The sequence below is a fragment of the Planctomicrobium stercoris genome (assembly GCF_051465655.1).
Taxonomy (GTDB): domain Bacteria; phylum Planctomycetota; class Planctomycetia; order Planctomycetales; family Planctomycetaceae; genus Planctomicrobium.
This window is the reverse complement of record NZ_CP195791.1, coordinates 2,869,796-2,894,029: the sequence shown is the minus strand read 5'-3', so window position 1 is coordinate 2,894,029 and position 24,234 is coordinate 2,869,796. Positions and strand designations below refer to the sequence as shown.

General features: G+C 56.2%; 20 protein-coding genes and 1 pseudogene. 9 read left to right on the top strand and 12 right to left on the bottom strand.

The genetic code is table 11. The annotated features are described in order from the left end of the window. Positions 1-2 precede the first annotated feature (2 nt). Positions 3-2,780: a PAS domain S-box protein gene (locus SH661x_RS11890; RefSeq protein ID WP_437231123.1), complete on the top strand. Its 2,778-nt coding sequence runs from the start codon at positions 3-5 to the stop codon at positions 2,778-2,780. 75 nt (positions 2,781-2,855) lie between these two features. After that, positions 2,856-3,662, top strand: coding sequence for an SDR family NAD(P)-dependent oxidoreductase (locus SH661x_RS11885; protein WP_437231122.1), 807 nt, complete (start codon positions 2,856-2,858; stop codon positions 3,660-3,662). 183 nt (positions 3,663-3,845) lie between these two features. On the opposite strand, the gene SH661x_RS11880 is transcribed toward SH661x_RS11885, so the two are convergent. From SH661x_RS11880 to SH661x_RS11835, 10 genes are all read right to left on the bottom strand, one after another. Next, positions 3,846-4,796, bottom strand: coding sequence for a hypothetical protein (locus SH661x_RS11880; RefSeq protein WP_437231121.1), 951 nt, complete (start codon positions 4,794-4,796; stop codon positions 3,846-3,848). Then, the gene (locus SH661x_RS11875) at positions 4,793-6,304 is read right to left on the bottom strand and encodes a hypothetical protein (protein ID WP_437231120.1); all 1,512 of its coding nucleotides are present in this window, start codon (positions 6,302-6,304) and stop codon (positions 4,793-4,795) included. Before SH661x_RS11875 ends, SH661x_RS11880 begins: the two co-directional genes overlap by 4 nt. Then, the gene (locus tag SH661x_RS11870) at positions 6,301-7,851 is read right to left on the bottom strand and encodes a hypothetical protein (RefSeq protein ID WP_437231119.1); all 1,551 of its coding nucleotides are present in this window, start codon (positions 7,849-7,851) and stop codon (positions 6,301-6,303) included. Before SH661x_RS11870 ends, SH661x_RS11875 begins: the two co-directional genes overlap by 4 nt. After that, positions 7,848-8,633: a prepilin-type N-terminal cleavage/methylation domain-containing protein gene (locus SH661x_RS11865; protein ID WP_437231190.1), complete on the bottom strand. Its 786-nt coding sequence runs from the start codon at positions 8,631-8,633 to the stop codon at positions 7,848-7,850. The genes SH661x_RS11870 and SH661x_RS11865 overlap by 4 nt, the downstream gene beginning before the upstream one ends. Before the next feature lie 17 nt (positions 8,634-8,650). Next, positions 8,651-9,166 carry a type IV pilus modification PilV family protein gene (locus SH661x_RS11860; RefSeq protein WP_437231118.1) on the bottom strand — a complete coding sequence of 172 codons (516 nt, stop codon included), beginning with the start codon at positions 9,164-9,166 and terminating at the stop codon, positions 8,651-8,653. Beyond that, a complete protein-coding gene (locus tag SH661x_RS11855; protein WP_437231117.1) occupies positions 9,156-9,659 on the bottom strand; it encodes a pilus assembly FimT family protein in 504 nt (167 codons plus the stop codon). Before SH661x_RS11855 ends, SH661x_RS11860 begins: the two co-directional genes overlap by 11 nt. An 18-nt stretch (positions 9,660-9,677) precedes the next feature. After that, positions 9,678-10,121 carry a type II secretion system major pseudopilin GspG gene (gene gspG, locus SH661x_RS11850; RefSeq protein ID WP_437231116.1) on the bottom strand — a complete coding sequence of 148 codons (444 nt, stop codon included), beginning with the start codon at positions 10,119-10,121 and terminating at the stop codon, positions 9,678-9,680. 221 nt (positions 10,122-10,342) lie between these two features. Next, positions 10,343-11,542 carry a type II secretion system F family protein gene (locus tag SH661x_RS11845; protein ID WP_437231115.1) on the bottom strand — a complete coding sequence of 400 codons (1,200 nt, stop codon included), beginning with the start codon at positions 11,540-11,542 and terminating at the stop codon, positions 10,343-10,345. 93 nt (positions 11,543-11,635) lie between these two features. After that, positions 11,636-13,285 (bottom strand): GspE/PulE family protein, encoded by a 1,650-nt coding sequence (locus SH661x_RS11840; RefSeq protein WP_437231114.1) that lies wholly within the window; start codon positions 13,283-13,285, stop codon positions 11,636-11,638. A 102-nt stretch (positions 13,286-13,387) separates the two neighbouring features. After that, on the bottom strand, positions 13,388-14,248 hold the full coding sequence (locus tag SH661x_RS11835) for a cytochrome-c peroxidase (RefSeq protein ID WP_437231113.1): 861 nt from the start codon (positions 14,246-14,248) through the stop codon (positions 13,388-13,390). On the opposite strand from SH661x_RS11835, the gene SH661x_RS11830 reads away from it, so the two are divergent. The 6 genes from SH661x_RS11830 to SH661x_RS11805 all read left to right on the top strand — a co-directional run bounded on the left by SH661x_RS11830 (position 14,237) and on the right by SH661x_RS11805 (position 22,234). Then, complete coding sequence (locus tag SH661x_RS11830; protein ID WP_437231112.1) at positions 14,237-15,604, top strand: hypothetical protein; 1,368 nt, start codon at positions 14,237-14,239, stop codon at positions 15,602-15,604. The genes SH661x_RS11835 and SH661x_RS11830 overlap by 12 nt on opposite strands. 886 nt (positions 15,605-16,490) lie before the next feature. Continuing rightward, the gene (locus SH661x_RS11825) at positions 16,491-18,020 is read left to right on the top strand and encodes a sodium:solute symporter family transporter (RefSeq protein WP_437231111.1); all 1,530 of its coding nucleotides are present in this window, start codon (positions 16,491-16,493) and stop codon (positions 18,018-18,020) included. A gap of 494 nt (positions 18,021-18,514) precedes the next feature. Beyond that, positions 18,515-19,087: a sigma-70 family RNA polymerase sigma factor gene (locus SH661x_RS11820; RefSeq protein WP_437231110.1), complete on the top strand. Its 573-nt coding sequence runs from the start codon at positions 18,515-18,517 to the stop codon at positions 19,085-19,087. After that, positions 19,071-20,552 carry a FecR domain-containing protein gene (locus SH661x_RS11815; RefSeq protein ID WP_437231109.1) on the top strand — a complete coding sequence of 494 codons (1,482 nt, stop codon included), beginning with the start codon at positions 19,071-19,073 and terminating at the stop codon, positions 20,550-20,552. Before SH661x_RS11820 ends, SH661x_RS11815 begins: the two co-directional genes overlap by 17 nt. A gap of 75 nt (positions 20,553-20,627) precedes the next feature. Continuing rightward, positions 20,628-21,680, top strand: coding sequence for a DUF1559 family PulG-like putative transporter (locus tag SH661x_RS11810; RefSeq protein ID WP_437231108.1), 1,053 nt, complete (start codon positions 20,628-20,630; stop codon positions 21,678-21,680). A gap of 134 nt (positions 21,681-21,814) precedes the next feature. Continuing rightward, positions 21,815-22,234: a carboxypeptidase regulatory-like domain-containing protein gene (locus SH661x_RS11805; protein WP_437231107.1), complete on the top strand. Its 420-nt coding sequence runs from the start codon at positions 21,815-21,817 to the stop codon at positions 22,232-22,234. Positions 22,235-22,328: 94 nt separating this feature from the next. On the opposite strand, the pseudogene SH661x_RS11800 reads toward SH661x_RS11805, so the two are convergent. Together SH661x_RS11800 and SH661x_RS11795 are read right to left on the bottom strand one after the other, a co-directional pair. Continuing rightward, positions 22,329-22,613, bottom strand: a pseudogene (locus SH661x_RS11800) (type II secretion system protein); the annotation flags it as partial. 171 nt (positions 22,614-22,784) lie between these two features. Next, positions 22,785-23,105, bottom strand: a complete 321-nt coding sequence (locus SH661x_RS11795; protein ID WP_437231106.1) for a sialidase family protein — start codon at positions 23,103-23,105, stop codon at positions 22,785-22,787. A gap of 318 nt (positions 23,106-23,423) precedes the next feature. Here SH661x_RS11795 and SH661x_RS11790 point away from each other — a divergent pair, with 318 nt between their 5' ends. Further along, positions 23,424-24,119 (top strand): GntR family transcriptional regulator, encoded by a 696-nt coding sequence (locus SH661x_RS11790; protein ID WP_437231105.1) that lies wholly within the window; start codon positions 23,424-23,426, stop codon positions 24,117-24,119. The last annotated feature ends 115 nt before the right edge of the window (positions 24,120-24,234 follow it).

Here is a 24,234-nt window from a genome sequence, read left to right as displayed (position 1 = left end):
TGATGCCGATCCAACGAACGTTCGAAACTCCTGCTGAGCCGAGAGAGTTCGGGAGTCACCAATCCCCCCTGCGGGCATTTGCCGTTTCGTTGCCCGTGGTCGCCCTCGCTTTTCTGATTCGATGGCGGTTCGCGGATGCACTGGGCGAGCGAGCGCTCTATAGCACGTTTCTCCCGGCAGTGATTTTAGCTGCACATCTGGGAGGGGTCTGGCCAGGTCTGTCCGTCACGCTGATCAGCTGCCTGCTGACTAACATCGTTCTGGCAGACCATCTTCTCGATCTGGATGACAAAGCGGCTGCGGATTCCGTTGCGATGGGATTGTTCGTGGGGACGGGGATTGTGATCAGCCTGCTCAGCGAATCTCTTCTCCGCAGCCAGCAGCGCCAGCTCAGTCTGGAACAGCGCCGGCAGGCTGAGAGAACCCTGAAACAGACTGAAGAGCGGTTCACGCACCTGATGAGGCACTCGTCGGACATCATCAGCATCATTTCACCCGAGGGAGTCATTCTTTATCAGACCCCTTCGGTCGAAAGAATCCTGGGCTATCCGCCCGAGCGCAGTATCGGACAGAACGTGTTGGGCCATCTGCTGGTTCATCCTGACGATCGCGGTGCCCATCAGGCGTTCTTCTCCGCGATTGCGGAACGGCCCGGGTCGCCGATCAAAGCGGAGTTCCGCCTGCAGCACGCCGACGGCAGTTGGCGAGACATCGAAGCAATCGGCCAAGTCTTCATGAATGAACCGGGCGTCATGGTGCTGATTGCCAACTACCGGGATATCACGGATCGAAAAGAGTCCGAGCTGACGATCCGGGAAAGCGAACAGCGCTGGCGAAGTCTCACTCAGACGATGCCTCAGCTCATCTGGACATCTGCCCCCTCGGGAGCAGGAGAGTACTACAGCCCTCAGTTCATCCAGTTCACCGGCAAATCGCCTGAGGAATTGATCCAAGAGGGATGGAAATCCTGCATCCCCACTGAAGATCTGCCGGGTGTCGTTGAACAGTGGATGAAGGCTGTCACGACGCAACAGCCACTCGACAACGAACACCGGATCATTCGTGCCGATGGGGTTCGCCGGTGGTTCAAAGTTCGGGCTGTCCCGATTCGAGATGGGGGAGGAACTGTCATCCGCTGGCTGGGCTCCTGTACTGACATCACCGAGTTGAAGCAGGGCGAACGGGAACTGCTCCAGGCGAAAGAGCATGCGGAATCGGCCAATCGCGCGAAGGACGAATTTCTCGCCAACGTAAGCCATGAAATCCGCACCCCGATGAATGCGATACTGGGGATGACAGAACTCGTGCTCGAATCTCCGCTGGAGCCTCCTCAACGTGAGCTGCTGAAGACCGTGAAAGCAGCCGGAGACAACCTGCTCGGGATCATCAATGATCTGCTGGACTTTTCGAAAATCGAGGCTGGAAAGCTCGAACTGGAAGGTCTCCCGTTCTCGCCGGCTCAGGTGGCCCGGGAGGTTCTCAGCATGCTGGCGATTCGGGCCAAGTCGCAGTCAATTCTCCTCTCCGGAAAGATCGACGATGAACTGTCACAGCAGGTCCTTGGGGATGCGGGGCGGCTTCGACAGGTCCTGCTGAATCTCGTGATGAACGCAATCAAGTTCACGCCTGAAGGAGAAGTCGTCCTGACGCTGCAGCGTCAACAATCATCCGACAACACGGTCGATATCAAGTTCTCCGTTCGTGACACCGGCATCGGGATCCCGGTGGAGAAGCAGCAATCCGTGTTCGCAGCCTTCGAACAGGAAGATACATCGACCACGCGGAAATACGGCGGGACCGGACTGGGACTGACGATCGCTGCGGATCTCGTGCGGGCCATGGGGAGCAAGATTGAATTGACAAGCGCCCCGGGAATGGGGAGCACGTTCTCGTTCACGGTCTCGTTTCCTCTGTGCGAGAACCCTGGCCAGCAAATTGATTCGACCCGCGAAGTTCAAAGTCCGAAACGCCCCCTGGCGGGGACACCACCATTCCTGCAGACTTCCGGTGCTCGGATCCTGATCGCTGAAGACAATGATTTTAACGCTCAGCTCATCAAGGCCATTCTGAATCAACGGCAGTGTTCCTTTGAACTGGCCACCGACGGAGGACAGGCTCTCGCGTTCTTTCACGCTGAACAGTTCGATCTGCTGCTTCTCGATATTCACATGCCGGTAAAGGATGGATTCGAAGTGGCGCGTGAAATCCGAGCTGAGGAATCGCAGCATCCAGGTGGACGACGCATACCGATCATCGCGCTGACAGCCAGATCGACCCCGCAAATCCGCGATCAATGTCTGGCTGCAGGCATGGATGATCTGATCGGGAAGCCGATGCGTCCCGACGAGCTTTTCGAAGTCATTGACCGTCATCTCGCTCGAAAGGCCCTGATCCAAATGGAACCTGAAAACCTGATCGACAACGCCATGGTGATGTCAGTCTGCGGAGGGAGTGAAGAGGTGCTGCAGATTCTGAAACGATCATTTCTTGAGAACGTCCCTGCGCAGCTGAAGGACGTTGAAACCGCAGCCGCCGCCGGTGATCTCTCGGCCTTGCGTGAAGCGGCTCATAAGATCTCCAGCGCGCTCCGCAGCTTCTCATCCAAGGCTGGCAAACTGGCACAGGAACTCGAATCTGCAGCCCTCGCACACTCTCCTGCGGAGTGCCAGGATCGCGTTGGACAACTGAGCGCATGCTGCTCACGGTTGTGGCCGCAGATCGAAGAGATTTCGGTGGAACGTCTGCAAACTCCCGCTGCAGGAGAGATGTTGACGGGTTGAATTCTGACCCTGTCGCTGCACACACATTGCCACATTCCCTGAAAAAAAGTACACAACTGTCGGAACGATCCAATCATGGATTTGAAGCTGAAGAATCACACAGTGTTGGTCACCGGTTCGGCCAGCGGAATCGGCTTTGCCACCGCGAAGATGTTCGCCGAAGAAGGTTGTTCACTGCTGTTATGGGATATCTCGCCGGAAGTGCATCGTGCTGCTGATGAGCTGCGGACCTTCGGCGTTCGAGTCGATGAGCAGATTGTCGATCTGGTTGACTACGAGCAGACACAGCAGGCGATCGACATCTCGCTTCGAAGCGGAATCGGCATCCAGCATGTGGTTCACTGTGCTGCCATCGGTTCAGGAAAATTCGGTTTCCCTTTCACCGAGCTTGCGCCCGCGGACTGGAAGCGCACACTCGATGTCAACATCCTGGGCATGGTCCATCTCGCCCATGTGCTGACCCCGTCAATGATCAATCAGGGACATGGAACGTTCGTCTTCCTGGCATCGATCGCGGGTCAGATCGGCTCGCAGACGGATCCGCCTTACAGTGCCAGCAAGGCAGCGAATATCAACTTTGCACAGTGCATGGCCAAGGATCTCGCTCCCCACAACATCCGGGTGAACACGGTTTGTCCTGGCATGGTGAAAACGCCACTCAATCGTTCTGTCTGGCAGAGCTGGCACGACCGCACGCCCGAAGCCGAGCGGTTGAGTTATGAAGTCTGGGCCGAGCGAAAGATCAAGAACGCCGTGCCGCTGGGGAGGTGGCAGACGAGTGAAGACATTGCGTCAATGATCGTGTTCCTCTCGTCAGATCGAGCGGGTGAAGTGACCGGCCAGACGATCAATGTCGACGGCGGATTTGTCATGCATTGGTGATGACGATCTGGATCGGTAACTCCAGCAAATCATCTTCTGACCATCACGCGGTGCAGCAACACCTCTGGCGGCCGTGGCAAACGTCATTGCGAAATGCGTCGACAGGCTGGCTGATATGATTCCGAATCAGTCTCGCAGTCAATCGTTTCCGACGATCCGCTGCTGACCTTGGTATCCCGCGGCTCAATTCGTTTCAGTGGCGGAAATGTGCTCCCCCAGCTGGACCACGATTTCTTCGTGATCGCTTTGAACGCGAATATAGTCCGAGCCGATGGCGCGCACTGTCATCCACTGATCGCCGACCTGAAAACGCTGGTCCTTGGAAACGCGAGTCGGCTCGTCCTGTCCGGAGCGGTGCAGCCACGCTTCCCGTCCGGTCTCCCGGGTTCCACAAGCGATCAGAGAGAGTCTTTCGGTCTCGGGTTCAACCGGTTCAGAATCAGGCTCTTTTGCGATCTCTTCACGAATCGACCGCGCGATCGGCTCAGGAGCGTTCGTCTTCCTTCGAAAGGGTTCTCGAGAAGAGGCAAACAGTTTCAGTTTTGAATACTGGACACCTGCCGCGTGCGTCGTGGCGGTGAGCAAAGATTTCTCAGGCCCGTTGTTCAGGCTGATTGCTTCAAGCTGAATGGAGATATTCAACTGGTCGCTGTCGGGATTTCCGTTGGGCGAGAGCGACAACTGTGCGATGCGATGTAACGCGGACGCACTGTTGAACAGTTGCAACCACTGTACAACGGATAGAAACGTTCCGTGACAGTTGATCGTGAACGGGATGCGGCTTCCCACGTCCTCCTCTTGAACCGGTCGCCCGAGAGAGACCAGAACATCCTGCAACGAGGCCTTCCGGGTCGAGTCCACGAGCCAGTGCTGGTAATCGAGTAATGCGACCATCGGATCCCGCGCGAGCCCTGCTTCCGCGACTTCGGTCATCGATCGTTGAGAATGCAGGATCTCGTTCTGCTGAGAACTCAATTCCTGAAGCCTGCGGTTCAGCGCGGTGATCGTCGACTGCTTCTGACGCAGTGGCGTGCCAACCCATCTGTCTGCACACCTCCACGCAAGCATGAGGGGGCCACAGCACAGCAGGATGAGCGCCATTCTTCGTTCGCGCGGCGTCTTGAGTTTGATCACGTCGCACCTCCCCGGCTCGAACCGCTTGCTGCTGCGTCCAGCTCCTCCTTCGATTTGAATCGAAGCTCAAGTGAGAATCTGCTGTTGAATTCCCGGTCCATCACATTGGGTTCGATTCCTCCGGAACGAAGTTCGCAGTTTTTTACCTGGTCCAGAAGGTTGCGATTCAGCCGTGAGACATCCTCCGCTGAGTGCGCAAGACCGCTCAGCGAGACAGCCGCCGGTGTTCCCTCCCGCTGGCTGAGCGTAAGCTGGTTGAGATAGGCTCGATCTGATTCGGGAAGCAGCGGAAGGATGTTGGTCAGCTCATTTCCCCAGTCCATCCTCTCGGACCTGAACCGATCGACAAAGGCCGCTTGAGAAAGAATCGGTTGACCGCGCTCGATGAACTGTTGAAGTTCCTTTTCCAGCAGTCGAAGCTTTGAAACTTCGCGGTCGAGTCTGCTTCGCTCCTGAAGGGTCCCGATAACGAAGGGGAGACAGATTGCTCCAGCAACCAGGCCCGCCTGCCGAAGACGCCGCCGCTGTTCCTTTCTCGGATCGGGAGCCCGTCGAGGCTGTGCAAAGTCAATGACAGCCCGCTTCCTCAGCAGTGAATTCAAATACGCCAGCATTCGGGCATCAACATCGGTCACCTTTCCCAACGACGGTGGAACTGCTTTCCAGTGCGGTCTGCAGAACCGGATAGCCTCCTCAGCCATCGGGCCCCAGAAGAGGATCTGATCGATGGAGCGACGGCCGAGTTGCTGAGCGACGGCGAGCTGAATTCGCTCAATGCAGGCCAGCCACGACGTGACAGAACTGGCGTCATAGATGGCCTGCTGTCCGAGTGATGCGACCGGATCGCCATCGCAGCTCAACACGAATTCCATCTTCGCGTGATTACAGAGGACATCGATCCGACAACCCGCAGAATCACCTGAGAAAGTCGGAAGGGCCAGTTCCCCAAAACCGCAGGAGAGAAGCTCCGCGCCAGCTGCCGTCAGGGTCTCGCGGATTTGCTGCAGCACTTTTGTCGGGAGCAACACTGCAACAACATTGCGAAGCCCCTCGGACAACTCTTCACTCTTTGGAAGCACGAGAAAATCAGAGACAACCTCTCCAGGCTGCGCGCCGGCACGAAACTCGATCTGATGATGAATCACTTTGATCATCGAGGCGGAATCGGCATCGGGGATCTGCAGCAGCTTCAGCATTCCTCTGGGCCGGGGGGCACAGGCGACGACAGGAAGAACAGGGATTCCATTCTTCTGAAGTTCCCCCTTAAGCCAGTTCCCTGCCGCACTCGCGTCAGATGACGGAAGGATTTCCTGCGGCCAGGGGAGAAACGCCCGTCCTCCAATCTGGAATTCATTCTTGACGAGTTGGACCTGAAGAACCGTAATGCAGGTCTCGGACCAGTCGACAGCCAGGAAAGGTGACTTCGGCAGCGTGGCGGGTGATTCCAGATTCCGTGAGGTGCTGCGGCTGCGGAATTTCTCAAACATTCGATGTGAGAATGCTTTCATTGCTGAACACTCCCTGCGTTCAAGAACTCTGCGAAGGTTTCAACCGGCTGATAAGGCAGGTCTGTTGCCTGCAGAAGCTCTGCCCTGTTTCCTCGACGCTCGATACTGAATGCGATGGCAGTGGCGCTGTTCAATAAAGGTGTCGAACTGACACACACCCCGCGGAACAGATCTCCCCTGTCGGTGATCCATGGACTTGCTTTGCGGAACTCCGCGGGCGAGATCAGTCCTTCACGCACGATCCAGATCAGTGGAGAATCGCTTTCTGACCAGCGAGACTGCTGGGAACGGATGGCATGGGCCGCCTGCTCGCTGATGCCGGGGATCGTTTTCAGAACCGCCAGTGGAGCCGTTCGAATTGCGATTCGTCCCTCATGGCGTTCTGTCCGGGCCGTCGTCAGAAGGGGCTCAAGCCGATTGAGAATCTCATTGAATCCATCAGCATTTGCGGGCCAGGGACTTTTCAGAATCTGATCTTCGCCGTGAATCGTGACAGAAATGACCCCGCCGGCAAGTTCAAATAAGGAGTTGATTCTCAGCGGCGGAATCGCAGGGAGCGTCAGCCCTGCCCGGACTTCAATCGACTCGCTGTCAGACTCGGAATTCTGTCTGTCGGTGAGCTGATTGAGCAGGCGTTGTCGCGCTGTGTCGAGCCGCTTGAGTCGCTCGTCTTCAGGGTTTGATGGCCGGTTCTTCTGATCCTGATCCGGGTACTCGATCTGTGAGATCCGAGCTGCGACAATGAAGAGGGCAACATCCTTCCCTAACAATGCCGACACCTGGTCGTAAATCTCTCCCAGCTTCTGCCCGTTGATGAAAACCTTCCGGTCCCCATTTTTCTGACAGGTCGTTTCGTGTGCACGGACGGATATCTCTGCTGAGAGTCCTCGCTGAAATTTTCCGTCTCCGTTGACATCAGGTTCGTCCATATCGCGGATTCCATTCCCGTTGCGGTCCTCTCCATACAGTTTCTCCGGAGTGATACCAGGGACCAGCAGCAACTGGTCGAGTCGCTGAAAACGGCGGCGCGGCGGCTCGTGAAACATGTCCGGCGTGAGCTCTTCCGTCGGACTCACATCCGCCATCCATTCGATGATGTAAGAAGCGATCGTGGTCGTCATCCCGGTCAGTTGTGACAGGCGGTCAATGGACTCTTGTCGCTTCGAGGGGAGCAACGGAAGCGAGTTAATGTTGAGCAACGAAGATTCGTCTTCCAGCCCTTGAACCCAGTTCGCTTCCGGAGTGTTCTCGGCATGCAGGAGGACGAATCTCGCCGGCGAATCCGAGGAACGGTTCAACGTGCCTGATGTTGGAACCGGATGGCCCTGTTCCAATGCCGAGAGTGCCAGTTCAATTCCAGAACTTGCAGCACACCTCAGCTGAAGTTGCCGGGAGATGGAATGTGAGGCGTCCAGGTGCAGCAGCGACTGCTCCGAGAATGAATAAACGGAGAACCCCAATGCAACAATCACAACCAGGACGACAATCAGCAAGCTGCCTTGCCGCGATTTCGAATGATCCGGGGAGAATTGACGCTGCCGCTTCATTCTTCGACTCCACCTCGATCGAACGACTGAGGAAGAAAGACAACGCTTTTCGTTACTGGACAGGCAGAGTCGACATCTCTTGCGGTGAATTTGACCGCGACGGGAATGCGGCCCATCTTTTCACTGTTCCAGTGGTCGATCCATTTCTTTCCATCGAAATAGCGAAACTGAATCTGCGAGATCGATCGGAGTGCGACGCTGAGGGTCTCACGTTCCTGACCAGATCCTCCTTTGGAGAAATGCTGGAGTGAATAGGATGCTCGGCAGAGGCCAGCGACGTTCTGTGGTGCTTGAAACTGACGGTGGCGGAGTTGTGTTCCACTTGTTGCGTAAGGGAGTCGCGGCGCACGATGGCCGGGAACCCACCAGGCGACCTGCTCCAGAACAGAATACTCACCATCGGCCTCATTGAAGCGCGGATTACTCGCGGTTCGCAGCAGGAGCATCGCTTCGGAGTTGCCGACGAAGTTCAGATACTCAACAGGTGCCGACATCTCCACAGCCAGAAATCGTTCTGAGAAATCCGTCTGAGGCAATGCTGCGGAAGCCGTTGTTCCTGATGCGGACTCCTGCGTGGCCGGGGGTAACGTCGCACGAAGATCGAGTGTGAGATCTTCAATGAGGGACAGGGCTTTCCGGGATTCGGAGTTCGATCGTTCACTCGAAATACGATACTTCCAGTTCAGGTGAATCGCCTGAAAGAGCCCCGCCATCACCACAGCTCCCAACGCAGAAGCAAGAATGACTTCAATGAGAGTCATTCCACTCCGCCCGCGTCTCATGTGAACCGACAGACGAGTCATCGCTGTGTCCCTTCTCCTCGAGACATGAGCCGCCAGGACTCATCAGTGAACATCGATGCCGAGCTCTTTTTCTCTGAAAATTGACTCGTCCCATTCATAAAGAAATTATCCCGCGATGCCCGCACAACCTGAGACAGTTGGAAGACGGGGGCGGCGTCGTGTTGGTTTGCTGCGTGGATCATCACAGTGAGGCGAACGCAATTTTCCTGCTCGGCCGGTTGAATCGTGGATTGCCATGAATAGTCCGGAAAGCTTTTCGACGGCTGTGGATTTGAACTGGAATCCAGGCTTCCTGAGAGAATCCCGTTCAGGCATTCGACTGCGAGCATCGAAGCGATTGCAGTTTGCTCCGCCCGCAGTGACGCCTTAACGGCGACCGCGGCCGGATGAGCGAGTGCCGCCAGCGAGACGATCAGAATGGCCCCCGCCAGCAGAACCTCCAGCAGTGACATGCCTGACCGGTGGTTCGCAAGCGCCGATCGACGCTCTTCGTGTCTCCAGTTATTCCGCATCAACCACCTCCACGTCCGCCGTCAGACGATCGACCGTCAACAGCACCAACCGTCCGCTGGGGGAAGTGAGTGCGATGGTGGTTTCCGTTGCTGTCCCGTCCGGAGTGAACAGCACGGAGCCCGCGCGTCGGTTCTGAGCCCTTGATGCTTCGAACTGAACGCCACCGGGGATCGTGCGATCCTCGAGAACGGTCATCCCGTCGACCCAAGCACTCAACTGGTACCGACTCGTGCCGGCGTAATATCGGAACTCCTGCTGCCGTCCGGAGCGGATCGCCTGTCCGCGTAGACGAAGCAGAGCCATTCGCAGATCGTCCACCCCTTGATTCGTCGCAAGATCCTTGGACCACAGGCTCGTCGAAGGGAGAACCAGACCGGTCAACGTGACGATGAGTCCGAGCACGAGAACCAGTTCAAAGAGAGTGAACGCTCGGCGGTCCTGCCGATTCACAGCGAAAACAAACCGCTCCCGACTTGGGCGAAGTGCATTCATCAGGCCATCTCCCGTGGATCACCGGGGTTCGAGCGGCCAGTTGCCGATATCGTCGTTCGTTTGAGGAGTCATGTCCGGGCCGGCTGATGAAATGTCGGCTCCGCGAGGATTCCGCGTTCCCGGGAACGAATACTGGAATGGCTTTCCCCAGGCATCCAGCGGTTCGACTTCCAGATAAGGGCCGCGCCATTGTCGGTCTCGAGGATCTGTTTCGTAGAGAACCTTGAGCCCCTGTTCGGTCGTCGGAAATCTCCCGCTGTGGTCCAGCGAATACAGTTTCAAGGCCTGCTCGACCCCTCGGATGCTGATCTGCGTGGCATCAACATTGGCATGCTGCTGCCGTCCCAGTAGCTGCGGAACGGTCATGGACATGATGATTCCCATGATCGCCAGCACGAGGAGAACCTCCATCAAGGTAAAACCAGTCCGAAAGGGACGAAGGTGCTGTTGTCGATTCTGCATATTGAATTCTCTTGGTGATCAGACCAGGCAATGAAAGCATCTGTAGGCTTGAGCATTGTGAGCCCAACGTGACTCTACTACGCAGCCTTTTCGGCTCGAACGGAATTTCTTCAATTCCAATTCACTGGTGGGTAAACACGCAGTTTCGTTACTAACAATGCTCGAGAGGTGGCATCTCGAGAAACATTGTCGAATCACGTTTAGCCGCTTGAAGTGAGCAGTTAAACCATCCCCTGACTCCCGGAGAACACCGGAAGCAGCAGAGCAATGACCAGAAACCCAATCACAGCAGCCATGACAAGCATCATGGCTGGTTCAAGCATCTTGACCCACAGATCCAGGCGATTCTGAAACTGCGTCTCCAGTCGCTCGGCAATGGAGGTCAGCACGGATTCAAGTCGATTCGAAGATTCTGCGACCCGGATCATCTCGACCACTTCGGAAGGAAACTCTCCGCTGGCAGACAATGGCGCCGAAAGGGAATGCCCCGCGGAGACGTTCTGAGCTGCCTGTGCGATGGCTTCGCTGAGCAGGACATTCCCCGTGGCATTTCGCGAGATTTCCAGAGATTGAAGCATCGGGACACCGTGACTGAGCAGAGTTCCCAGCACCCTGCAGAAGCGTGAGATGGCAAAGCCTCGAATGATCGGACCTGCAGTGGGAATTCGCAGTAACAGAGCGTCGAACGTGCGGCGCAGCACAGGGCCTTTGCAAAATCGCTTCACCGTCAGAGTGACCCCCATCACCCCTGCGATGATCCAGAGTCCATAGTTGCTCAGGAGTGAACTGGTGGTGAGCAGAACGGTCGTCATCCACGGCAGCTGACCTTTCTCTTCAAGCCGTGCGAAGAGCGGCTCAAAGCGTGGAACGAAGAAGACAATCATGCCCACAACCACAATTGTTCCGACCACTGCCAAGAACGCGGGGTAAGCGATGGCCCCCAGCACTTTTCCCTTCAGCTCCTCCTGCCGCTGTGTGAACACCGCGACTCGTCTTAATGAGTCTTCGAGGAACCCTCCTTCTTCCCCTGCGCGAATGACGCTGATGGGCAGCGGCCCGAAGAGATGGGGATACTGCTGCAGGGAAAATGTCAGTCCTCGCCCGTCGCGGACATGATGTCGCACCTGAGACAGGATGGATTTGAACTCGGCGTGCGGACACTGATCCTGCAGAACTTCGATCGCTCGCAACAGGGGAACCCCGGAGTCCATCAGATCCGCAAGCGACGTGAACCCCGACGAGAGAACCGCAGCCGGAACTTTGCGGCTGCGCGAACCTGCAACTGCTTGCTCATCCAGGCGAGTTGGATAAAAGCCCATCGACTGAAGTTGCGAGAACGCGTCACTCCGTGAGTCGGAGGTCACTGCCCCTGCACGGGTCTCGCCGTTCGATCCGATGGCCTGGTAAAGATACTGCGGCATGATATTTTTTTTGGGTGAGACAGCTTTCGCTGCGTCTCAATCTTTTCATTTGGTCTATTGATCTGCATTTCCTTCGAAGCACCGGCCAGGAAGTCAGGGGGTGCCGGGGTCGGTCTCACCCCAGTTCTCATCCGCTGCACAGACTCGCATCACTTCTTCGAGACTGGTCTGCCGATTGAGGACCCGCTGGATTCCGCATTGTCGAAGCGTGGTCAGCCCGGTGCTGCACGCGGCCTGCAGAATTTCCTGACTGCTCGCCTGTTTCATGCACAGCTGCCGTAGAACCGGATTCATCTGCATCAGTTCGAAGATCGCGATCCGTCCGTGATAGCCCGCGCCGTAGCAGTCTCGGCACCCGACAGCACGCGAGATGAGCTGACCTCGAAGCTGCATCAGGTCGGCTGAGAGCTCCTCTTCGTCACAGACATACTGCTCCTGACAGGTCTTGCAGAGGCTTCTGACGAGTCGCTGCGCCAGGACCCCTTCCACGGTGCTGGCGACGAGATACGGTTCCGCACCCAGTTCGATCAGTCGCGACAACGCAGAGACCGAGTCATTCGTGTGGAGCGTGCTGAAGACCAGATGACCGGTCATGGAAGCCTGAATGGCACTGGCTGCTGTTTCTCGATCCCGGATTTCGCCGATCAGGACGACATCGGGGTCATGGCGAAGGATGCTGCGAAGTCCAGCAGCAAACGTCAGGTCGATCTTGCTCTGCACCTGAATCTGATTGATCCCCGCGATGTTATATTCGACGGGATCTTCGACGGTAATAATCTTGGTTGCCGGGCCACGAATAGCGGTGAGGGAGCTGTACAGCGTGGTCGTCTTCCCGCTTCCGGTCGGTCCGGTCACCAGGAGAAGTCCATGAGGCCGACGGATCAGGCGGTTCCAGGCCGAAGCAATCTCCGCAGGGAATTCAATCTGTTCCAGCGGAACCAGGCTGCGTGATTTGTCGAGAAGCCGCATGACCACCCCTTCGCCATCGAGCATCGGGATCACGGACACACGCACGTCGATCTCGCGGTTCTGCAGCTGGAGCTTGATGCGTCCATCCTGAGGAAGCCTTCGTTCCGCGATGTTCATCCGCCCCATGATCTTCAGGCGGCTGATGATCGAAGCGCGAAAGCGGTGTATTTCCGGAGGAACCGTCTGCGGACGGAGAATCCCGTCGACTCGAAACCGGACGGACAGTTTGTCGTCAGCAGGTTCCAGATGAATATCACTCGCACGTTGTTCAACAGCGTCGTTGAGCAGGTCATTGACCAGACGAATGACAGCGGACGAGCCCGCAGCGTCGTCTTCGCCCAGCTGGTCGTCAGATGTTTCGACGAAGTCATGAGACTCCGCGAGCAGATCGCCTACGGTTCCACCTCCAACTCCCAGCGAGTCACGCAGGTGCCGGGCGATCTGGGCCGCAGGTGCCAGAACAATATCGATGAAGAAACCGGTGAGAGCCGTTAAGTGTTCGGGTGTTTCGAGATCATAGGGATTCGATGCAGCCATCGTGACCCGTCGACCGCTGAGCGTCAGCGGGAGCAGGCCACGCTCAAAGAGCATCCGTACTGGAAACTTTGCCAGCAGCTCCGGCTGGACAATAAACGCATCCAGATCGATATGCTTCAGTCCCAGCCGGGCAGCGATCCCGGCAATCTCATCGAGCTTCTCGGAAACAGTGCAGGGGACCATCCCTGCTTCGGTGAGAGCATCGCGAGAACTGAGAGTGTGATCCTGCAGGGGCATTTCGGAATCGGCTGCTTTCTCAGAGGTTCAGCGGGTGTTGTGATCTTCAGGGAGAGTCAAGCACTCCCCCTGAAGATCCTGAACACCGAGGTCAGTTGACGATCAGTTCAGCAGTTCCTCGAACGAGACAAACGGAGTTCCCCCCGATTTGCCGGTCTCGGGAATGGTGAGAAGGTTGTCGACCGAGCGGCCATCGCTGTCAACGACCGCCCCGTTGGGGATGGTCAGTTCCGGATGGTCAAACGGTGCCGCCTGGATGCGGACACGTTCATCAGTCAAACCTTTCAGGAAGGCCACGAGATCTTCAATCTGATCCTCGTCGCCCCGCAGATCAGGAATGCCGTCGACGTCCGGATCGAGATTGTCGATGTTCTCTTTGAAGAAGTCTCCGCGGCGAACGTAGAACATCACCACTTCCTTCAGGGTTCGCTGACCGCCGTTGTGGAAGTACGGGCCGGTCAACTCGACGTTCCGAAGTGTCGGCGTCTTGAACGCTCCATCCACAGCGATGCGGTCTTTCGCACTGATCCTAGTCGAGAACTGCAGGTCCTTCGGCTTCTGACCTTGCTGGACCCGTCGGGCAAGTGCCCATGGACCGAACTTGGGATCCGAACCACCTACGCCGACGTCTTCACCTGTCGGCCGGACTCCGATGTTGTAGTAACCGTTATCGTAGAACGCGGTCCCGACCTGCATCGGCATGTTCTCAATCGGTTCATTTCGTGCTTCTGAGACAGTCCCACCGGCGAATTCAGATCCGGTGTGACAGTTGATGCAGCGTCCTTCATTCATGAACAGGTTCAAACCTCGAAGCTGCTGTTCACTCAGAGCTTTCTTGTTCCCCTTCGCGTACCGATCGAACGGCGTATCGTCGGAAACCAGAGTGGCCTGATAGGACTGCAGGGCCAGCCCCCAGAACAGCGAGAAGTTGGCTTCCATCAACGTATAACCTTGGGACGTCATCCTCCGCAGGTTTTCATTCAGGCTCTCCTCGTGGAAGTTCAGCTGGGGAACACCGACGAGTTTGGTGTGGAAGTGGGCGTGCAGGATTCGGTCCTCTTCAATCGCAGCGTAGTGAATAATCTGGTGACGTTAACGCAGACTGTCACCAGCCCGAACGGCACGCAGACAACAAACCAGAATGTTGTTTCTCAAACATCGATCCCGGGCTTTCATTTCAACAATCAACCTCTCGGCAACAACACCACGGTCAGCCCTTCCACCGTCGGGACCCAGGGACTCTCCAACCTCGGGGTAGGGCGAGTGAATGGGGACCTTGGCTACGGCGGCCTCGTGCTCTCCGCGAGTTCTGAATCGGTCAGCGTCCTGTTACGGGCTCTGTCGGCGCATCATCAGATCGACATCCTCAGCCGACCGCAGATCCGGACGCTGGATAACCACGAAGCGGTGATTCAGATCGGTCAGCAGGTTCCCGTTGTCGATGGCGTGGCTGTGACGGCAGTCGGGAGTGCCAATCCGGTGATCCGCCAGGATCAGGCAGGGATCATTCTGCGGGTCCTTCCGAGAATCGGTCAGGATGGATTAGTGCAGATGAACGTCAATGCAGAGAAGAGTGCGTTTCAACTTGCAGCGGGGACGGGTGTGCCGATCTTCACAGACGCGACAAACGGAAATGTGATCGAGGCTCCGGTGAAGGACGTCACCAGCGCTGAGACGGTCGTGAGTGCCCGTGACGGGCAGACCATCATTCTGGGAGGGATGATCACCCGTGATCAGACGACTGTTTCCAGACGGGTCCCCTGGCTCGGCGATATTCCTGTCGTCGGAATGGCGTTCCGCTACGACAGCTCGAAACTCGTCCGCAAAGAGCTTTTGATCTTTCTGACGCCTCACGTCCTTCTGGATGAAGCGGATGAATCCCGCATCAAACAGATTGAAGCAGAGAAAATCGACATGCCCTGGGAGCCCGCCTATCAGATGCACGGTCCGATCCTGGATGATGGCCTTCCGTACCCCGGATACGTCCCACCCCCCGAGACGATTCCGCCCCCACAGGTTCCGGGCCAACTGGAGCCGCTCGGACAGCAGCCTCTTACCCCCTCGAATGCGACCGCCCCCCCGCAACAGTCCCCCATCCAGCGGGCTGCATTCGAACAACCTGCTTCAGAACATCGCAACACGACTTCGCAACATCCTTATGCCGGGGCGAGACGGCCTTTGACAGCGCCGGTCCCAGGCAGGCCCGCTGTCGATCCTCGAACACCCGCTGCGGTTCCTGAACAGAAAACAGAGCCCGAGAACAAGAAGAGAATCTGGAAATCCTGGTCGCGACTCCCTCAACGACAGTCACGATCGTAGACACACCGCTAAAAAGATCCGCTGAAACACTCGAGCCTCAGCAAGACAGTTCGTTCTTCGTCTCTAGAGCGGTTTTGCCAATAATCTATTACGTTCCGCAGGCGATAATATGGACTTTCATGCGGTGAAAATCCTGAATCGCCTGCACATGATAGACCAAACTGGTCTAAATAAGTCGACTCAGCTGAAACGTGCTTCCCAGGCTTTGACATCGAGCTCGCCAGCACGTCCGGAGCCGAATTCGCATCGAAATTCGCACGAGAAGTTTGCACCATCGGATCAGGTCATCTCGCTCAACTTCTCTCTTTTGCGAAGTCGTCTCAAAGGCCATCCTCGAGCTGCGCTCGCATTAAGTGGCATTTTTGAAGATTTTGTGGTCCATTTTCCCTTTTCTATGATTCGACCTCACCATAAAATGTGATTTTATTTCCGGACGAAGAAATAGCAGGGCTGTCGCGGTTGACTGGTCATCGGAGAATCGGAATGGGCAGCAGTTTCTGCTTCGCCGCTGAACTCGACTGTGGTTGAGGCATTTTTCGGGCGATCGCCGTAACGACGTGCAACGCCATGAAGTCAGGCACGGGCACGTCGTACCCATGTGCGTCGCGAAACAACGCTCGAATGACATCACGCAGTAATTCACAGAACAATGATCGTTGAAGAACGAGGACTGGTCTTCGATACGACCGACCGTGCTCCGCACGAAAGCGTGAATGCTTTCACCAGCGTGCGGCGCCTTTCGTCGGGGAGGCTGATCGCCTTGTTTCAGTGTGGAGCCCAGAAGCACGATGTCAATTCGACGACCCGACTCTGCCGGTCCGATGATGGCGGGCGCACTCTTAACGTTGCGGGAACACTTCGACACATTCAACGGTAGACGACACTTATGACATGGGTTGACTGGGTTGTGCTGGCGATGTATGCCGGGCTGATGCTCGGGATTGGGTGGTATTATTCGCGTCAGAATCAGTCCGCGGAGGACTACTTTGTCGGTGGGCGGAAGATGTCCCCCGTCCTGGTCGGGCTCTCACTGTTTTCAACTTTAGTCAGTACCCTGACATATCTGGCGTGGCCTGGGGAAATTATCGCCAATGGTCCGATGTTGCTCTCCGAGTTCGTCGCTTATCCGCTCGTGTTTCTGATTGCCGGATACGCGTTAATTCCGCTGATCATGCGTCAGCCCGTCACGAGTGCTTATGAGATTTTAGAAAAACGACTCGGAATCGGAATCCGAAAAGCAGGGGCAGGTGCGTTCTTATTGCTTCGTTTAGGGTGGATGGCCACAATTCTCTATGCCACCAGCTCTCTGGTGCTGGTGCCCATGCTGAGCCTCTCGCATAGTTGGACCCCCTTGCTGTGCATCATTCTGGGGATCTTGACGGTGATCTACTCTTCGGAGGGGGGAATCCGGGCGGTCGTGATGACCGATGCCGTGCAATCCATCACGATGCTTTTCGGTGCCATCGTGACCCTGGGGGTGATTTCCGTCAAAATGGGGGGAATCCTTGCCTGGTGGCCAAGCCACTGGCCTGAAAACTGGCCAACACCCAATTGGGGATTTGATCCTTCCTCCCGACTGTCATTTGGCACCGTCGTGTTCTCGACGTTGATCTGGTACGTCTGTACCAACGGATCCGATCAGATGGTGATTCAACGTTTTTTGTCGACGCGGGACGCTGCCGCTGCGAGGAAGACCCTCTCGGTTTCACTCATCACAGGAGCGATCGTCGGTGCGTTGCTCGCATTGACCGGTGTGGCCTTGCTGAGTTTTTATCTCGCTCATCCACAACTGATCCCTGCCGGCAAGACGGTTGTGAGTGCCGGAGATGTCTTATTCTCGAAGTTCATTATGACAGAGATGCCCAGTGGACTCTCCGGAGTGGTTCTCGCTGCGATTCTCTCTGCTGCCATGTCGAGCTTGTCTTCAGGAATCAATTCGACATGTGCGGTGCTTGATCGGGACTTTCTTTCCGGCTTGGAAGCGGCCGACGCCTCCGTCTCGCGGATGAAGCGGCTGTCATGGGTCATTGGAGTCATTGCAGTGGGATTGAGTCTGTTAAGCACCATGGTTCAAGGAAATCTGATTGAACGCTGCTTTAAGATTGTCAACCTGTTGACTGCACCGATTTTCGTACTGTTCTTCCTGGCCTTGTTCATTCCATTTGCGAATGCTGCAGGAGCGTGGCTGGGGTTGATCGCAAGCATTGCTGCCGCGGTGGCAATTGCGTACTCCCCGGAGCTCGGACTGAATCTGGGGGTAAGTTTTATGTGGATGATGCCGGTGTCGTTGTTCGTGGGGGTGACAGTCGGAACGCTTGTCAGCTTCATCTTCGATAAATGCTGCCCGGGAAAAATCCGAATCTCCGATGAGATACCGGAAATGGAATTCCCGGAGCCAGATCTTCCGACCGGATGACAGGCAGAAATCCCTGCCAAAGCTGAGGCTGGCAACGGACGCGGAATGGCCGCTTCTGCCTCGTTGCCGACCCCGTAGTTGCTTTTCCCGCGACAATCTTCTGTACATGAGGGAGGACGTCACTCAGACGTTCTCCTGTGATCCTGGACATCCCCCGGGTCAGGACAAGCTGCGCAACATCTCCGTATCGAAATTCGCGATGAACCGCGATGCAGCCGACGACGGTCCGGATTTTCTGGCACTGGTTGAACTGCGGCGGCGGCTGATTCCCCTCCCCAAGACGCTTCACCTAGCCCGGATCACAACCCGTGTAGCTTCAATCGGTTATGTGGCCGATTGTCTTGGCCGAACGCGTTCTGAGTAAATTTATGAAATTTTACGTCAGGTTCCAGGATCGTCATACATTCTATAGCGTGGGCTGCTGAGAATGGGCGTGACTGAAAGAGGGCCGAGAATTTCAGTCCCGATTCCGTATCGTATTCGAATGATTCGTCATGAAAGACGTCTCTGAAGATCTGGACGAGGTCGAACAAACGCGACGGAACGTTGATCGTCAGGCTGAGTTTGTCTCTTTACTCGCGCAGAACTACAGGGCGTTGTACTCGTATGCGGTCTCGCTGGGAGCGGATCTGACTGTCGCTGATGACATCATGCAGGAGTCCAGCCTGGTGCTCTGGCAGCAGTTTGACCGGTATGAGTCTGGAAGCAACTTCGTGCACTGGGGACGTGTCGTCGTCCGGAACGTGTATCGAAATCATCGGCGGTCGTTTGCTCACCGCAGGTACGTTTTCAGCCCGCAGCTGATCGACAAATTGTTTGAGACACATTGCGTTGCAGAAGAACTCTTCGACGTCCGACGGACTGCATTGCAGCAATGTCTCAAGAAATTGAGCGGATCCGAGCTCGATCTGGTCAACTCGTTCTATCAGGAGGGTTCCTCACTCACTGCCGCCGCCCAACATTCCGGCAAGACCCCGAACTCGCTGCATAAGGCCATCAGTCGTATCCGGTTGAAGCTTTCCCGATGCATCGATCAGAGAATGGGAGTCGATGATGGCTCCCACTGAGATCGACTTTCCTTCCCGGCAGTCCATCCGTCATATGACAGAACGCATGCTTCTGGGGGAGATGGAGCGCGAAGAGTTCGAGCATTTTGAAACTCTCCTTCTGGAAGACCCTGCGGCGCGATTGGTCTACCTGGAACACCTTCAGGTGCACGCCCAGCTGGGGAATCAGCAAGGAGCCGTGCGCTCGCTGAAATCGGGGACTTTTCTGGATAGATCGGAACACCCCGTGAGCTGGCACTGGGTCTTCTGGCTGACGCTGGCCGCCTGCATTCTGGTTCTGGGAGTGTTTTCAGCTTTTCACGAGGCGCCGGCCCCAAACGCCCTCCCGATTGCGGGCGACGCGGTTCGCTCGCGCCAAATCCTCGGGCGGATGCTCCTAGACACGCGTCAGGACGAATCTGAAGGGACAGCTCAGTCGATCTGGACGCGCGAGTCTCTTCACATTGAGTGCGGAGTCCCACTCGCTTTCGGTCAGGAGATCCGGGAAATCCGCCTGAGGAACGGAGTCCGCTGCAGTCTCCAGGGACCGGCCCGATTCACGTTCAACTCCCTCTCCGAACTGAAACTTGATTACGGAACAATTGTCGCCACCGTCCCGGAGCAAGCGGTCGGATTCACGGTTGTAACATCAGACCTGAGAGTCGTCGACCTGGGGACGACGTTTGGCGTTTCGATGTCTCAGGACGGACATTTCGAATCGCACGTCTTTCGAGGCCTGATTTCGATTTCCCCAATGAACCCGAATCTCGGCACCTCCCCGGTCCAGGTGCAGGCCGGAGAGTCTGTGCGGGTCGACGTCAGGGAACTTCAAGTGCCGTTGGAGCCTCATCAGAATCAGGCTCAGGTCACTCGACAGGTGCTGCAGGTTCTCCAGGAGAGTGATGCTCCTTCCTGCTTTCAGTGTGTGAGCCGACTGTACGGCATCCGGGAACTGACCGGACAGCTGGAGTATCTTCCGGAGGCACCGGCCTCCGTCATGCCAGGAAAGCTGTCGAGTGATCAGAGCATCCGGATATTCCGTGAGCACGAACGGATCACGCTGACAAAACCACTTCGGGTCGTCCCACCTGATCCCGCAACTTATGCAGCCCCTGAAGACTTGAGGGACATCGAATTGCCCGCAGGCACACAGTGCACCTCCTATTTTCTGCATTGTGATTTACGGACGGGGAGAGCAGTCCTGGAAGGGACTGTCCGTTTTGACAGGCCGATTGTCGGAGTGACTTTCGATACCCGGGACCTGGCAGAGTCGGACAGCATCTTTGGTCTCTCCGGAGTGGAATACCCCTCCGCTGCAGACGTCTTGGAGAAAGGGATGTCGCGCGGCTCGGTGGTCACCCATGACGGGAAAATCGAGCGATTCGACAGCGTGAAGATTCACGAAGACAGACACACCGTCACGGTGAATATGCAGGCCATTGATAATTACATCGATCAACTCCGAATTCTGACAGAGGCTCCGTAATTCAATTCTGTTCACAACCGATTGTCCGAAATTCCATTCATTGACTAATGGTATTACCAGTTCAGGATGTTGCACATGCTCACTCCCAACCACAGATCGTTCCGGAATCTTCACGCATCTGCCGCATTTACTCTGATCGAACTGCTGGTCGTCATCGCGATTATTGCGGTCCTGATCGCGCTCCTTCTGCCTGCAGTTCAACAGGCACGGGAGGCGGCGCGTCGCTCTCAATGTAAGAACAATCTCAAGCAGATTGGACTTGCGATGCATAACTATCACGACGTGTTCAGCAGGCTCCCTCCGGGGTACGTCGACGAACGTGGATCGCGCACAATTCCTGCTTCAGATTCAAACCGGGTGGGGCACTGGGCCTGGTCTGCCATGATCCTTCCGCAACTGGAGTACTCTTCCTTGTATCAGTTACTTCAAGTTGGCAATCGCACAACTGCTCAAGCGGTTTCGGACACTCAGTGCCGCGCGGCGATGCAGTCTCGTCACCCTGTCTTCCGTTGCCCCTCGGATACCGGACCCGTTCAGAATCCCACTGTCGGCCATGCGATTTCCACGAATGACACCAATGCTGCGGGAACCGGCATTCCACTGGCCATGTCAAACTATGTTGCATCCAATTCAACTCGCGATATTTGGCAGAACCGGGCAACGGATGCGACCAACGGCAGCGGTGGGGCGACTGGAGCTTTCTGGCGAGACAGTAATCTGAATTTCAGCGGGATCACCGACGGACTGAGCAACACGATCCTGGTGGGGGAGCGGCATTACAATTCGGTCGCCGGAACTGATGTCGGGATGCAGGCGGGGACCCTGTATGCCCTCCGGGGAAGTCGGTCAGGCGATGCAGGCGGACCCGGCCCCAGAGAGGCGGACGGGCTCTGGGGAATGATTGCCGGGTTCGGAAGCAGCCTGAAAACCATCAACCCGGTCTGGGTCGACACCATGACGCAGTGCAATTACAGCAGTCGCCATGTCGGAGGGGCACACTTTCTTCTGGGTGATGGGGCTGTGCGGTTCATCACCCAGAACATTCAGGTGAACAACAGCAACTCCATCGACAGCACACTTGAAGCGCTCATCGGAATCGCCGATGGACGAACCATTGGAGAGTTCTGAGTCCAGCAGTCCAGTGGCGTCTTGGCCCGCTTCGATCGTTGCTATGCGGTGCGATCACGTGAGGCTTCTCAGCCCGCGGCAGGGAGGGGAAGTCAACTGCCTTTCGTTTCCAGAGATCGACATAAGGGAATTCGATGAAGGTCACTCTCAATTGCGCGACCTGGCACCTTCTCGCGGTCCTGCCGTTGCTATCCGGTTGCGGCTCCGCAAGCGGGCCATCGATCGCCCCTGTCCGCGGGGTGGTCACACTGGATGGAAAGCCCGTTTCCGGTGCGATTGTGGAGTTTCAGCCTGAGGCGGGACGCCCATCTGTTTCGGTCACGCGGCCCGACGGCGCCTATGAGATGCAATATGCGGTCAAAGTTCCGGGCGCCGTTCTCGGGCCCCACACCGTGACGATTCGGAATCCCGCCGTTCAATCTCGCGGGGAAAATGAGGAGACGACACCGAGCATGACGTTACCGCTGCCGGACCGGTTTCACTCCGAAAGCGAAATGGAGGTCGAAGTGAAACCCAACAGCAACGTCTTCAATTTTGAACTCGTTTCGAGGTAAGGGACCGGGATTCGTCGTGCAGACAAAAACGGGAATAATCGCTCTTTTTTGCAGCGGAATTGGTGGCATTCGTATCATTGCCACTGTCTGCCATGTTAAAAGTCCATTGATTCCACACGTTCACTTTGTCGACAAAGGGCAATAACATCGGCCAGGCATTCACTTTTGTGATTGGAAACGCACCAGCTGGGAAAACTCGATGCACATCAAGGTAATTGTGCATTGCCAGGCCAATCTGCTTCAGATTGTTTTTGCACTGACTGCGGCGCGCCGCTTCACGGGCCTGCTGCACTGCAGGGAGCAGCAAAGCGATGAGAACGGCGATGATCGCAATCACCACCAGCAGTTCAATCAGAGTGAATCCCCGCCAGCGAACCACCGGGCTCTGACTTCCGCCTGAATCGGGAGTGTCACGAAACGAGATACAGCGAGGTTCGCGAGGCATGAAACTGTCCTTGGTTAAAATAAAAGAATGACCCGTTGGAAGTGCGAGCAACTTGCTGAGAGATGCAGGGTTCGTGAAATTCACAAGAAATGGACTAGCAATGACCTATTTGGCTTTCGCCTGATTCCGAGGCGCGAGGGGCCGACTGATCAATTGCTTTAATCGCCCCTGGGGACTGACAAGTTTCCTGGCAAGAATGTCTTCTTCGGTGAAGCGGGCAAGAAGAATCTCGCCATCTTTATCACGATTGCGGTCGTAGGAAATGTAGATAGTGCCGTCGGGCGACTGGAAACCATCCGGATAGCTGACGCCGGTACGTTCATCCAGAATGAGGCCGCCGGTCCAGGTGATCCCATCATCGTCGGATAGCCACGCGCTGAGTTTCACCCACCCCTGGTGCGAGTCAATTTCATCTCCGTGCTTCACGAGAAGTATTCGCCCGGAAGCCAGTCGCCGGACGTGAAAGCGGGCGTTCGGGTGGGGGAGCAGCAATTTTTCACGACAAAAACTAGTATACCAGACCTTCTACACATAAATCAACAGCAATGCAAGAGTCCTTCACCTGGAGTCCCCAATGAATCGGGATAAAACTGCTAAAACCACGCGAAAGCGCTCCCAGCGATCCCCCCATTTTCAGAACAACGGAAGACACACATTCTGGAAACTGGTATACCTGTGTGGGAGACCGCTCCGCACATCGCCCCACATCATCCTGATTCAAGTCCCGGTCGGAACAGAACGCTCATGTCCACCATTGCTCTTAGCCAGATCGCCTATGATCGCATTCGGGAGATGGTCTACGACCAGCGGATTTCCGCTGGAATGAAAATCTCTGAAACCAGACTCGCCAAGGAGCTGGGAGTCAGCCGGACACCTGTCAGGGAAGCGATCCGCCAGCTGCAGAATGAAGGGCTGCTCTATCAGGTTCCCCAGAGCGGGACCTACGTCTCAAAGCCCGGGCGACGGGAGATCGCCGAGATCTACGATGTCCGAATGGCGCTGGAGATTCAGGCAATTTCCAAGGCCGTGCCGCGATTGAACCATGAACATCTCGCCCGTCTTTCTGAATTGTACCAGCAGATGCACGACCATGTCGCCCGGTTCCGGGCAGACGGCGCTCCGACACTGGAAGGGGAAGAACTCCACCGCTTCCTGTCGGCCGACCTCGATTTTCACCTGGTGATCTTCCACGCAGCCGACAATCAGACCGCGATCAAGATTTACAATGATGTCCAGATGCGCAATCGGGCTTTCGGGGACCAAAGCCACCGACGGGATGAACGACATCTGAATACCGTGCTGCACTCACATGCTGGGATCCTTCGCGCTCTTCAGCAGCAGGATGTCGAACAGGCCCGACGGCAAATGGAGGAGCACATTGAAAACAGCCTCCGCGATGCGCTGGAAACGTTCGACCGGATCCCGGTGCTCCCGGCATAAACAAAGCGGCTCAACTTGCTCACTGACTCCAGATGAAGTGAGCGAGCGAAGCGGCGGTCGTCTCGTGATTCGCCAGCACAATGTTCAATTCAAATTCGCAATGCTTCTCAGCCCT

Excerpts from the sequence above, each read along its gene's own strand:
- SH661x_RS11855 (WP_437231117.1), bottom strand. The coding sequence starts at position 9,659 with ATGAATGCACTTCGCCCAAGTCGGGAGCGGTTTGTTTTCGCTGTGAAT.
- SH661x_RS11820 (WP_437231110.1), top strand. The coding sequence starts at position 18,515 with ATGAAAGACGTCTCTGAAGATCTGGACGAGGTCGAACAAACGCGACGG.
- gspG (WP_437231116.1), bottom strand. The coding sequence starts at position 10,121 with ATGCAGAATCGACAACAGCACCTTCGTCCCTTTCGGACTGGTTTTACC.
- SH661x_RS11845 (WP_437231115.1), bottom strand. The coding sequence starts at position 11,542 with ATGCCGCAGTATCTTTACCAGGCCATCGGATCGAACGGCGAGACCCGT.
- SH661x_RS11810 (WP_437231108.1), top strand. The coding sequence starts at position 20,628 with ATGCTCACTCCCAACCACAGATCGTTCCGGAATCTTCACGCATCTGCC.
- SH661x_RS11840 (WP_437231114.1), bottom strand. The coding sequence starts at position 13,285 with ATGCCCCTGCAGGATCACACTCTCAGTTCTCGCGATGCTCTCACCGAA.
- SH661x_RS11825 (WP_437231111.1), top strand. The coding sequence starts at position 16,491 with ATGACATGGGTTGACTGGGTTGTGCTGGCGATGTATGCCGGGCTGATG.
- SH661x_RS11870 (WP_437231119.1), bottom strand. The coding sequence starts at position 7,851 with ATGAAGCGGCAGCGTCAATTCTCCCCGGATCATTCGAAATCGCGGCAA.
- SH661x_RS11815 (WP_437231109.1), top strand. The coding sequence starts at position 19,071 with ATGATGGCTCCCACTGAGATCGACTTTCCTTCCCGGCAGTCCATCCGT.
- SH661x_RS11860 (WP_437231118.1), bottom strand. The coding sequence starts at position 9,166 with ATGCGGAATAACTGGAGACACGAAGAGCGTCGATCGGCGCTTGCGAAC.
- SH661x_RS11885 (WP_437231122.1), top strand. The coding sequence starts at position 2,856 with ATGGATTTGAAGCTGAAGAATCACACAGTGTTGGTCACCGGTTCGGCC.
- SH661x_RS11805 (WP_437231107.1), top strand. The coding sequence starts at position 21,815 with ATGAAGGTCACTCTCAATTGCGCGACCTGGCACCTTCTCGCGGTCCTG.
- SH661x_RS11875 (WP_437231120.1), bottom strand. The coding sequence starts at position 6,304 with ATGAAAGCATTCTCACATCGAATGTTTGAGAAATTCCGCAGCCGCAGC.
- SH661x_RS11865 (WP_437231190.1), bottom strand. The coding sequence starts at position 8,633 with ATGAGACGCGGGCGGAGTGGAATGACTCTCATTGAAGTCATTCTTGCT.
- SH661x_RS11790 (WP_437231105.1), top strand. The coding sequence starts at position 23,424 with ATGTCCACCATTGCTCTTAGCCAGATCGCCTATGATCGCATTCGGGAG.
- SH661x_RS11890 (WP_437231123.1), top strand. The coding sequence starts at position 3 with ATGCCGATCCAACGAACGTTCGAAACTCCTGCTGAGCCGAGAGAGTTC.
- SH661x_RS11835 (WP_437231113.1), bottom strand. The coding sequence starts at position 14,248 with ATGACGTCCCAAGGTTATACGTTGATGGAAGCCAACTTCTCGCTGTTC.